At 51.4% G+C, this 12,170-nt stretch carries 10 protein-coding genes; 7 read left to right on the top strand and 3 right to left on the bottom strand.

The genetic code is table 11. From position 1 onward, the window contains the following. Nucleotides 1-90: 90 nt before the first annotated feature. From GQ52_RS10680 to GQ52_RS14280, 3 genes are all read right to left on the bottom strand, one after another. The gene (locus tag GQ52_RS10680) at nt 91-2,019 is read right to left on the bottom strand and encodes an EAL domain-containing protein (protein ID WP_047517573.1); all 1,929 of its coding nucleotides are present in this window, start codon (nt 2,017-2,019) and stop codon (nt 91-93) included. Nucleotides 2,020-2,137: 118 nt separating this feature from the next. Further along, entirely contained in the window at nt 2,138-2,812 is a 675-nt protein-coding gene (locus GQ52_RS10675) for a transglutaminase-like cysteine peptidase (protein ID WP_047517571.1), read from the bottom strand. Between the two features lie 69 nt (nt 2,813-2,881). Further along, nucleotides 2,882-3,004 (bottom strand): hypothetical protein, encoded by a 123-nt coding sequence (locus tag GQ52_RS14280; RefSeq protein ID WP_255360764.1) that lies wholly within the window; start codon nt 3,002-3,004, stop codon nt 2,882-2,884. Between GQ52_RS14280 and purB the strand changes: the two genes are divergently transcribed. From purB to surE, 7 genes are all read left to right on the top strand, one after another. Then, entirely contained in the window at nt 3,003-4,376 is a 1,374-nt protein-coding gene (gene purB, locus GQ52_RS10670; RefSeq protein ID WP_047517569.1) for an adenylosuccinate lyase, read from the top strand. The genes GQ52_RS14280 and purB overlap by 2 nt on opposite strands. A gap of 149 nt (nt 4,377-4,525) precedes the next feature. Further along, complete coding sequence (locus GQ52_RS10665; protein WP_235273177.1) at nt 4,526-6,289, top strand: autotransporter assembly complex family protein; 1,764 nt, start codon at nt 4,526-4,528, stop codon at nt 6,287-6,289. Next, nucleotides 6,289-9,591 (top strand): translocation/assembly module TamB domain-containing protein, encoded by a 3,303-nt coding sequence (locus GQ52_RS10660; RefSeq protein ID WP_047517563.1) that lies wholly within the window; start codon nt 6,289-6,291, stop codon nt 9,589-9,591. Before GQ52_RS10665 ends, GQ52_RS10660 begins: the two co-directional genes overlap by 1 nt. Before the next feature lie 21 nt (nt 9,592-9,612). Continuing rightward, on the top strand, nt 9,613-10,203 hold the full coding sequence (gene wrbA, locus GQ52_RS10655) for an NAD(P)H:quinone oxidoreductase (protein ID WP_047517560.1): 591 nt from the start codon (nt 9,613-9,615) through the stop codon (nt 10,201-10,203). Between the two features lie 23 nt (nt 10,204-10,226). Next, entirely contained in the window at nt 10,227-10,952 is a 726-nt protein-coding gene (locus GQ52_RS10650; protein WP_047517557.1) for a HugZ family protein, read from the top strand. Then, the gene (locus GQ52_RS10645) at nt 10,949-11,311 is read left to right on the top strand and encodes a DUF2069 domain-containing protein (RefSeq protein ID WP_047517554.1); all 363 of its coding nucleotides are present in this window, start codon (nt 10,949-10,951) and stop codon (nt 11,309-11,311) included. The genes GQ52_RS10650 and GQ52_RS10645 overlap by 4 nt, the downstream gene beginning before the upstream one ends. 96 nt (nt 11,312-11,407) lie before the next feature. Further along, on the top strand, nt 11,408-12,157 hold the full coding sequence (gene surE, locus GQ52_RS10640; RefSeq protein ID WP_019882613.1) for a 5'/3'-nucleotidase SurE: 750 nt from the start codon (nt 11,408-11,410) through the stop codon (nt 12,155-12,157). The last annotated feature ends 13 nt before the right edge of the window (nt 12,158-12,170 follow it).

The following is a 12,170-nucleotide window of genomic DNA, read 5'->3' as shown; positions in this document are numbered from 1 at the left end:
TTTACCGACTGTTGATTGTATGGGGTGTTAAACCATGTCAAAACGATGAGTATATGGCATAACACCCCGAAATTACAAAAATTGACACTTTCACAGCGCACCAAACTGTAAGTTTTCCTGTACGAAGGGGCCAGTCACCGCCTCAATACCAATCGAATTCAAACTATCCAGCTCTTCCTGGCCCTGCACACCTTCTGCAATTGGCACAATCCCCATCGTGCGCACCATCATGCATAAACCGCGCATGAGTGATTGCTGCTGTGGCCGCAAATGAATATCGCGGATCAGTGACGCATCAAACTTGATGTAATCCAAGCCAAGTTCATGCAAATCACCCAATTGCGCCAGGCGGGTTGATACATGCTCCATGCCGACCATGCAACCCAGGGATTTCGCCAGGTGCACAAATTCCTTAAATTTCACAAAGTCGCTAAATGCAGCCTCTTCCGAGACTTCAAAGCTTAATCGTGCTGGCGTCGTGATGCTAAGCATCAGGGATTGCAATTTATCCTTATATTCGTCGCTGCGCATGGCAGCCGCTGAGACATTCACACTGAGGCTGGCATTATTTTTTGTCAGCATATCGACAGCGTATTCCAGCGCCAACCCATCTAGTGTTTTAATCATATCAAGCTGGCTAGCCCAATCAATAAATGCGCCTGCGGCCAACCATTGATCCCCTTCATCAATATGCAAACGCAGCGGGCACTCGTAGTGATACAGCTGCTGATCGCGCTGCATGACCGGGTAGCAGGCCAGTTTGATCTGTTTTTGCTCAATGGCTTGCAAGAATTGCTCTTTCCATTGATTGAGGTAATTTTTTCTCGACGTGACAATACTGTTGGCATTCATCACCCGCATCGGCGTTGCCGCCTGATCTTCAGCCAAGTCTAGAATAAACTGCATCACACGATGAATATCGACAAAATCATCGCCTTTTTTAGTTTTGGTATGCGTGACCACAAACTGGAACTGCAATAGCTGTTGTGCCGCATTCAGTTTTTCCAGCACCAGTTTCAGCTCGGTCGTGACAGCAAAATCATCCAGTGGCTGGCGACTGAAAATACCGAACACGCCACCAGCCAGGCGGCCACACACCACATCCTGATAATGATCCATCTGTTGCTGTACGGCATCCCCTACCTTTTTAATCAACTGGTTGGTCATGCTATAACCCAATTGCTTATCAATGTCAGGCAAGTTGCGTAGTTGCACCAAAATCAGCACGCCTTCGACAAACCCTTCATGCTTGAGGGCGACCGAAGCCGTATTGGTGAAATGTGACTGATTCATCAAACCGGTCACTTCATCGTAGTTAATTTGCTGATTAAAGGTATTCAGGCGTTCAGACTCTGCCGTGACCATGGATTTAACACGGTCAGACAGCGTATTCATGGTGCGCACCAGTTTTTGGAACTCTTCTGTCGCCGGCTCTTCGATGGTGATGTACTTGCGCTCGCCCAAGGCCTCGGCTTGTGCAATCACTTCGTCCAGCGGTCTCAGGATCTTCTTCAAGGAGAATCCAGAAACCACATAGCTCAGCAGCGCAACGATCAATGTCCACAACACAGCATGACGTGAGGTTTCCCATAGTTGGTCATAGGCCAGTGACGGTTCGCTCTCCAGCTCCAGGGTGCCATATTGCTGCCAGCCGGACTGGATATTGGCCACGCCAGGCTGGATATTGACAGAAAACACCGACTGAAACCAGGCAGGTGCGATGGAGTGCGGATGGCGGTTCACCCGCTCGATCATCAGCTTGTTGTCCGGCGAAATAATGGCAATGCGGCGATAATGGCCCATATCAAACTGGGCACTGATAATCAGCTCTACCGTGACATTGTCTTTCTGGATATTCGAAAGCGTGATCGCCAGCCCGTTGGCATTATCGTTATTTTTCTTTTGCAGTTGCTCAGCCATGTAACGGTGATCGTCATAGACACCCAAAAACAGGCATCCTGCCGCCACCATTAAAATAATGATAGAAATCGCAATGCGTATTTGTTTTACCAAAGACATTTGAAAGCCCTCTTACTTTCCTGGGGGAGACCAGATAATGGCCCGCCGCTTGTGCAGGCTTTGACCATCAGCCTAGCATTAAGCCCCCATAATAACCACACCCCTAACAGGTTTTTAATCATTCCAATCCATCCTGTCGCATACGTGTCAATACATCACGCCATTTGGAGATATTGGAAGGCGAACCTGCCCGCATATTCGGGTTATTTGCTACGAATAACCCTTTATCATTAAAGCTGAATACTGGAGACAAATCACCACGCTTGGAGGCCGGCAATAATTCAAAATTGAGGTTGTCGAGTACCAATGGATCGCTATTCGGCGTCGCATAATAGGTCAACACCATATGCGGGCGAATGGAGCCGCTAGGCATGCGCGCCCGCACATATGTCAGCCGTAACTTGTCTTGCGACACGCCCAGCTTTTTCAGCAAGGTATATTTGGCAATACTGAAGTCTTCACAGTCACCGGCGCCTTTGCCAAAGGTTTCCAGCGGACTGGCCCAGTAATCTTCCACGCCCCACAACGTGATATCATCCACAAACAACACGTGCTGATTGGTAAAATCATTCACCATATGTACCTTGGTCATCTCGCTGGCACCCGCCACCTGGGCGAACATCTCATTCATGCGCATGACATTCTGGTAAGCCTCTTCGCCATAGCGCTGCCTGACTTTTTCCAGCATGGCCAACACATAGTCATCCGCCTGTATCTGCGACCATAGCAGACACAGCCCCAGGCACAAGCCTGTCAGCAAGCGGACAAAAGATGAGTTTACGTGGCGTCTCATGTGAAATTCATTCCCAGTGAGCGATTATGTCACGGCTAAATCAAGCACAATTTACCAAACAAAGCGGTTTTAATCGACAATTTCAGTACGCCCACCCTCCCGGCTCATCACAAGCAAACCACATTCAACAAAGACAAGTGTGGCTGGATTGGGTAAAATATCGGCTTTTGAATCGATAAGTTTTTTACTCATGACGTCTCTCACCACGCTCAATGCACTGTCACCACTGGATGGTCGCTATCAATCCAAACTCGATCCTTTACGTCCTTTTTTCAGTGAATATGCACTGATTAAATACAGGGCGCTGGTTGAAGTGGCGTGGTTGAAAGCACTCAGCGCAGCGTCTGAACTGGCAGAAATCGCACCGTTCAGCCCTGAAACCATCGCCGAGCTGGATGCCGCCATTACCGCCTTCAGCGAAGCGGATGCGACGCAAGTCAAGGCGATTGAAGCACGCACCAATCATGATGTAAAAGCACTCGAATACTGGCTGAAAGAAAAGTTTGACGGTAACCCGGAGATCAAAAAGGCCAGCGAATTTATTCATTTTGCCTGCACCTCAGAAGACATTAATAACCTGTCGCATGCACTGATGCTGAAGTCAGCACGCGATGCCGTCATGCAACCTAACCTGCAAGCGGTGATTGCCCGCCTGACAGAACTCGCACATGCATTGGCTGATCAGCCAATGCTGTCTCGTACACATGGCCAAACTGCCAGCCCTTCCACCATGGGTAAAGAACTGGCCAACGTGGTCTATCGTTTACAGCGCCAATTCAAGCAACTGCAAGCCAATGAAGTGCTAGGCAAAATCAACGGTGCCGTGGGTAACTTTAATGCACACCTGTCTGCCTACCCTGAGTTTGACTGGGAAGGCTTTGCCAAACGCTTTGTCGAATCACTGGGTTTGACCTACAACCCGATGACCATCCAGATTGAGCCACACGACTATATGGCTGAAATGTATGACACCCTGTCACGCATCAATACTATTCTAATCGACCTTAACCGCGATATCTGGGGCTACATTTCTGTTGGCTATTTCAAGCAGAAGGTCAAAGCCGGTGAAATCGGCTCTTCTACCATGCCGCATAAGGTCAACCCGATTGACTTCGAAAACTCTGAGGGCAATCTTGGGCTGGCCAATGCTGTGTTGCGCCACCTGGCAGAGAAACTGCCTATCTCTCGCTGGCAGCGTGACCTGACTGACTCTACCGTACTGCGTAATATGGGCGTGGCATTTGGCTATACCTTGCTGGGTTACGACTCCTGCCTACGCGGCCTGAACAAGCTGGAAGTCAACCCACAACGTTTGGCAGAAGACCTGGACAATAGCTGGGAAGTGCTGGCTGAACCTATCCAGACCGTGATGCGTCGTTATGGCATTGAGAATCCATACGAGCAATTAAAAGAACTGACGCGCGGCAAAGGTGGCATCAACAAACAATCATTGCATGCGTTTATTGAAACCCTGCAAATTCCAGCTGAAGCCAAACAGGCATTGCTGGCCCTCACCCCTGCAACTTATACCGGCAAGGCCAGTCAACTAGTGAAGCATATTTAAACCATAGTCTTTACCAAGTCGATTTGATCCGGGATTTTCTTGCTCATCATGTAAAACATCCCGCTTATGAACAGGCAGCACACATGTTGTACCGCTGCCTGCTCTGGGCAAACGCCACGTGCAAGCAGTTAATGCACTTGGCGCTAACCTTGACAGCACTAGCTTTGATGGTGCTGAATACCACCTGTCAGGCTCAAGATAGTCCTTGGTTTGACGTCAAACCAGGCAACAGCTACCAGACACGCTTCTCACTTGCTAACGACGCAAGGGCCGAAGACACTTCGGCCTTGCGTGAGCTGCTGCAAAAACACCTGACCATACACGAAGCCATGCAAAACCCGCGCATGAACGACAGTGAATGGCGCCGGCTAGTACAAAAAACACCACAGGAAATCGCTGACCTGCTGGCAACCGAAGGCTATTTCAAAACAAAAACCATCAGTGTGCAGCCAACCGCCAATCTGGCCGAATTCCATATCAAGCTGACACCACAAGCCAAAGTCAGTCAGGTCAACGTAGCCATCACTGGCGAAATCCAGCAAGCCAGCCATCAATCAACATTGGAAGCCGCCCAGAAAAGCTGGCCACTGCCCGTCAACAGCCCCTTTACCCAGCAAGCCTGGAGTACGGCCAAACGCGAATTACTGGCGACATTGCTGCGCGCTGAATTCCCTAATGCCAGAATCACCACGTCACAAGCCATGGTCAATCCGCAAACACAAGCGGTGTTGATTACGCTGGCAATGGATTCCGGTCCTGCCGTACGCATTGGTGAAGTCCGTATTCACGGATTGAAGCACTACCAAGAGTCACTGGTGCGCCCACTCAACACGCTAAAAACCGGCACACCCTATCGTCAGGCAGATTTACTCACGTTGCAAAACAGTTTTATGGCCACCGGCAAATTTCGCTCGGTAGATGTCGTTGCCAAAACCGAAGCACTCAATGCCGATCATAGTGCCAACATAGACGTAACCGTGCACGAAATGGAACAAAATACCTTTCGCATTGGTACAGGCGCCAGCACCAACACTGGCGCCCGCATTGTGTTTAACTACACAGATCGCAACCTGTTTGACCGTGGTTTGCTGTGGGATAGCAGTTTGCGGCTGGAACAACGCCTGCAAGCTGTTACTTCCAATATCACGTTCCTCACTGATGATAAAGGCTACCGGGACAGCATCCAGAATAGCATCACCCGCACAGACCTCGAAGGCCAAATCACTACCGCCGTGCAAAACGGTGTGCGTCGCTATTGGGGGCAACCTAGTATTTTTGAACAATATATAGGGGCCAATTTACTATATGAATTCTTGACCGTGGATGGTGAATCTTCGCAATTCAACAAAGCCGCGACACTGGCCTACGGCCTGAATATGCGCAAACTCGACCACCCGCTCGCGCCCACCAAAGGCTGGATTTTAAATACCCAGTTCCAACTGGCCCCGTTGGACAAGTTGTCAGATGGTCGTTTTCTGCAATCACAAGCCCGGTTACAAGCGTTTTATCCACTGACGCAATCCACACAATGGCTGGGCCGTATCGAAGTGGGCTCGGTCACCGGTGCGCGCAGTGTGCCAGCCACTTATTTATTCAGGGCGGGTGGTGACCAATCCGTGCGTGGCTATGCCTTCCAGTCACTTGGTGTCAAAGAAGCCGATGCCATTGTTGGTGGCCGTGTACTACTCACCGGCAGCAGCGAAGTCGTGCAGTGGCTGACCTCGTCATGGGGCGCGGCCATATTTGTCGACTTCGGTCACGCCGCGAACAGCTGGAAAGACTATGACCCGGCCTTGGGCTATGGCCTGGGGGTGCGCTGGCGCAGCCCGATTGGCCCGGTAGGCGTCGATGTCGCCTATGGCGAAGAAACCAAAGAATACCGTTTGCACTTTAACCTGGGCGTGAATTTCTGATGTCACTCACTCACACTTTCAACCGACTGTTCAACATGCTGCTCATCGGCATGCTGTGCCTGTCATTGATCATCACGCCGCAAATAGTGTGGGCGGCCAATGTACTGCTGATGACTAGCTTGAAGGAGTTTGAATCTGACTTGGGTAACGCCACCCTGAAGGTAGAAGGCATAGATTCCAATATGCGCCTGGGCGTCACACCCAAAGGCGAACTGACCGTATCGCACTTCCGTGCCAGGCAGATCACCCTGCGCTTTAAACCGGCCACAGAAGTCACGCCAACGCCTAAAGCCGGGCAAGCACCGTTACCTGCACATATCCATATTCCACTGCCGTTTCACTTGTTATCCGGCCAAATTGACAGGCTTACGATTATCCAGGGTGCAAGCACGTCGGATATCACACAGATTCAATTCGACCTGGACGCCGACAACCAGGCCATGCAGTTCCGTATAGGGCAAGCGCACAGCCCCTGGGGCAAAGTCAGCACGCATTTTCAAATGCAAAATGCCGCACCATTTGCTTTAAATGGCTGGATGGACGTTCAGCAAGCACAAGGCGACACTCCCTACCATCTGCGCACCGAGCTACACGGCGACCTCACCCGGCTGGAGATTGCCGCCAATCATCATTACCAGCCACAAGCCAGGCCATTTGCCATCGTGCCTGCTGACGAGGCTACCAATGGTCAGGTCGAAGATATGCTGCAAATCAGCGCCTCGATTGGCCTTGATGAAACACGCCAGAGCCATCTGCTAGTGCATCTGCAGCAATTACAAGCCAAGCATATCCATCCGCAATTGGCTGGCCATATGGACTTAAAAATCGTCGCCGATGGCAGCCTGACCGAACAAGGCCAGATCCTGGCCACCATAGATGCTGGCGATAGTCGCTTGCAAGGCCAGCCATTGATCGTCCGTGGCACAGCCAGCCTGCAAGGATCACAACTGACAACAATGGATCTGCTCGCGCAACTGGATAAAAACACACTCACTGTGAAAGTAGACCCCGAACCTTCAGGAAAGAATCCCAGTACATTGGTTTGGCAGGCAGACCTGGCCAATCTTGCACAATTGATGCCAGGCTTTGCTGGCCGGGTCACAGGTGCAGGCAGAGTGCAACAATCACCAGACGGCTTTGCCGCGACGTATCAACTCGCTGGACAACAATTGCAGTTACCACAAGGCCTGTCACTGAGTGCCTTTGAGGCGCAAGGCCAGGCGGCCAGCCAGTCGCAGTCGCCACTGGAAAACCATATCAAACTGCGCGGGTTGTCACAGCAGAATGCACGTGGCATAGACAGTCCGCCGATTGATGCTGAACTCGATCTGAGCGGGTCGCTGGCAAAACATCACTTCGCGTTGAAAATCAATGATGCCGACCCTTTACTGCAACGCAACCTGCTATTAGCACTAGATGGTAGCTGGCAAGAAAATACCTGGCAGGCACAACTCACGCAGTTGCAAGATGCCAATGGCAAAGTATTTCAACTGGCGCACCCCGCCAATCTGAAATGGCAAAACGAACAAGGCTTCCAGTTACAAAATCTGGTTATTCATGCCCTGGCAGGACAATTGCAACTGGACCAACTGCACTACCGCCCGGCCAGAGCCGCCAACCCGCTGACACAACAAGCTGGCGAAAAAGTACAGTTCAGCAGCCAGGGCGCACTCAAGGCATTTCCATTGCAAGCCGTGATGACATGGTTGGCGCCCGCACAGCCTGAAGCCTTGCCTGCAGACCACTTGCGCGTTTCAGCACAATGGCAACTGGCGCTGGACGAACAACTCAACGGAACATTACATCTTGAGCGCGCATCAGGTGACTGGCAAGTCTACGACAGCAGCCAGGCGCAGTGGCAAGCGCTGGGCATACAGTCATTATTGGCTGATATCCAGGCGCAGAACAATCGCGTCAGCGTGCAAAGCAGCGTACGTGCAGACACTGCGATAGATCTGCAATTGACTGGCAACACCGTGGTGACACCAACACAAAGCGGAATAGTGATTCAACGCTCAGCGCCAATCTCGGCCCAACTCAAAGCCAATCTCTCAAAACTTGACTGGCTGGCCAAGCTCATGCCGGAGTTGCAGCCAGCAGGCCAATTGCTGATAGATGCCCAGGCCAGCGGTGTGATTGCCCAACCACAGCTGCAAGGGAGTATTCAAGGCCAGGCCCTTGCCATACAAATACCGTCACAAGGCTTGTGGCTAGAACAAGGCAGCTTGAATGCCAATCTGGCAGGAGACCAGGTCAATATTGAACACATCCACTTTGCTGGCAAAAGTGGCGAGCTCAATGGCAACGGCCTGTTGACCTTTAAAGAAGACCGCTGGCAACTGGATGCCGCGATGCAACTGAACAAATTACAGGCGCTGTCCAGGGTAGATCGCTGGGTGCAACTCAGCGGCAATACCAAGCTCAGCATGAACAGCGAGCAAACCACGCTCAGCGGCAAGCTCAAGATACATAAAGGCCTGTTTGAGCTGCCTAAAGCCGACAAACCCAAGCTGGACGAAGATGTCGTCATTGAATCGCCGCAAGCCAGCCAGGCTGAGCCAACGTCAAAACTGGTCTTTAACGACTTTGCGCTCGATTTTGGCGACAAACCACTGGTATTACCTTTCAAGGAATCCGAGCAATTCATGTTGCGTGGCCAAGGCCTCAATGGCGCCCTCAGTGGCAATATGCAGCTTAACGGTATGCTGGACGAGCTCACTGCGGCCGGTACACTGGAAATCACCGGCACTTATATCGCCTACGGACAGTCATTGAATATCGAAACCGGCCGCCTGATATTTAGCGGCAAACTACCCAATATCGGCCTGGATGTACTGGCAACACGACAAGTAGAAAGCACCAAAGTCGGTATTCAAATCAATGGCAGCCTGCAAACCCCGCAACTAAAACTGGTCTCAACGCCTGATACCAGCAACGAGAATAAAATCTCACTGCTGGTACTGGGGCAGCCCATGTCGCAAGTCGGCAGCAGTGATATGGCCTTGTTATCTGTTGCAGCAGGCGCGCTGCTGTCACAAGGCGACTCCGTTTCCTTGCAAACCAAGATTGCGCAAGCGGTTGGCCTGGATAGCATAGATGTACGTGGCACTGGCCCCACCAATTACGCTGTCAGCGTCGGCAAGCGAATCAGTCGCAACCTGGTAGTTGGCTACGAAAAAAGCATTGTCGGCCTGTTAAATGTTGGTAAACTCACCTACCAACTGACCAAACGCATTTCCATCGAAACCAGAACCGGCTCTGATAATGCGCTGGATATATTTTATGGTTTTAGCTTTGACTAACAACAACAGACTTAACAAGCAATGACAGAAATCCTGATTCTCTACTACTCCCAAGGCGGTGCCGTCAAAGAGATGGCACAATTGATTGCGCGTGGCGTGGAAAGTGTCACCGGGGTAACCGCGCGCGTACGCACGGTGCCTAAAGTCTCTGCCAACTGTGAGGCAACCGAAGCCGACATTCCTGCCTCTGGGGCGCCTTATGCTACGTTGCAGGATCTGGAAGACTGTGCCGGGCTGGCCTTGGGCAGCCCTACCCGTTTTGGTAATATGGCCGCACCGATGAAGTATTTTCTTGATGGCACCGCTGGCCTGTGGCTCAATGGCGCACTAATCGGTAAACCAGCGGCAGTATTCACCTCCAGTGGCTCACTGCATGGCGGTAACGAAATGACACTGATGACCATGATGATTCCGCTCATGCACCACGGCATGCTGATGTTAGGACTACCCTATTCCGAGCCGCAATTGGGTACCACCAAAACGGGCGGCACGCCTTATGGTGCCAGCCACATCGGTGGTGCCATGGATGACCAGCCAATCTCGGATGATGAGAAGAAGTTGTGCATGGCGCTGGGGAAACGCCTGGCCGAAACTGCACTCAAATTGCAATAACCGTTTTTCAGGAAAAGTACGCTATGTCTGCTGCCCTCGCCCACGAAGCCCGCCAGTTTTTGTTTTCAACCCGTCATGCCATTTTGTCGACACATTCGATGAAATATCCTGGCTTTCCATTTGGCTCGGTAGCGCCGTTTGTCTGCAACCAGCAGGCTGAGCCGATCATATTAATCAGCACGATTGCCGAGCACACTAAAAACATCCTCGAAAATCCGAAAGTCTCCTTGCTGGTATTTTCAGGCGCAGATGATTTGCAGGCCAATGCTCGGCTGACCCTGATGGGCGAAGCCGTTCATTGCGACAAACAGGACGAAGATTTGCGTGCCCGCTACCTGCGCTACTTGCCACAGGCCGCCAGTTACTTTGATATGCATGATTTCCATTTTTACCGCATCCAGGTTGAACAGGTGCGCTATATCGCCGGTTTTGGCCGCATGGGCTGGTTTGAAGGCCATGCGCTGAATGATGGCCTGGCAGAGAGTATGTTATCAGCGCAAGAAGGCGGCATCGTTGCGCATATGAACGAAGACCACAAAGACAGCTTGCTGCAATATTGCCAACATGTGCATGGGGTGGCAGCTGATCACGCAGAAATGGTTGGCCTGGATGCCGACGGCTTTGATGTGCAATATCATCAAGGCGAAGAAGTACATGGCCAGTTACGTTTTCAATTTGAACAACCCGTATTAAACGCGATGGATGCACGCAAAGCACTGGTCGCTTTATCACAAGCCTGCCGATCATGATTCTACGTATTTTATCCATCAGCCGCATCGCGGCAAGTATCAGCCTGCTTGGCCTCATTGTGTTGTGCCTGGGTTGGGAAATTTTCTGGGCGCCACTGCGGGCCGGTGGCAGCCTGTTATTCCTCAAAACCTTGCCATTACTGCTACCGCTATTTGGCATTTTGCGCGGCAAACGCTATACCTACCAATGGTCTGGCATGCTGATCCTGTTCTACTTTACCGAAGGTGCGGTCAGGACCTGGTCAGAAACAGGTTTATCGCGCTGGCTGGCAGCCAGCGAAGTCATGCTTAGCCTGATTTTCTTTGCCAGCGTCATTGCCTATGCCAAATATACAGGCCGCCGTTACCAGCTTACCTAAGATCGTTTTTGCAACGTCCATCAACAGTCTATTTTGCAGTAAATTCTTTCATGCGCAGGCGCTGACAAGCCTGGTAAACCTTATATAATATCGGGCATGAGAATTCTGTTATCCAATGATGATGGCTACCTGGCACCGGGCCTAAACGCGCTAGCCACCCACTTAAGCAAAATTGCCGATATCACGGTGGTGGCGCCGGAACGTAACCGCAGCGGTGCCAGCAACTCTTTAACACTGGATCGCCCCTTAAGTGTCAAGCAAGCGGCCAATGGCTTCTATTACGTGAATGGCACACCCACCGATTGCGTCCACATTGCCCTCACTGGCCTCATGCAGGAAATGCCGGACATGGTCATCAGCGGTATTAATGATGGCGCCAATATGGGCGACGACACCATTTATTCAGGCACCGTCGCCGCTGCAACTGAGGGCTACCTGCTGGGTATCCCTTCGTTCGCCGTCTCTATGGCGCAACACCAGCCCGCGCACTTTGAAACTGCCGCAAAAATTGTGGTTGAGCTGGTAAAACAATATAACCACAGTGAATTTACTGAGCCCACGCTACTGAATATCAACGTGCCGGATGTACCATTGCAAGATATCAAAGGGCGTCAAATTACCCGTCTGGGTAAACGCCACAAAGCCGAACCGGTGATTCAATTGCAAACCCCGCGTGGCGAAACGGTCTATTGGGTAGGCGCAGCCGGACAACCGAACGACGGCGGCGAAGGTACAGACTTTCATGCGGTGGCACAAGGCTATGTTTCCATCTCCCCTATCCAGGTAGACCTGACCCGGCACTCTCAAATTGCAACCATGCAACAATGGCTGCAAGCCAAGAATTAAGTATTATGGCGAT

This window comes from Methylophilus sp. Q8 (assembly GCF_000800115.1).
In the GTDB taxonomy this organism is placed as follows: Bacteria; Pseudomonadota; Gammaproteobacteria; order Burkholderiales; family Methylophilaceae; genus Methylophilus.
The sequence above is the reverse complement of the archived record's forward strand: the minus strand, read 5'-3'. Positions and strand labels throughout refer to the sequence as shown.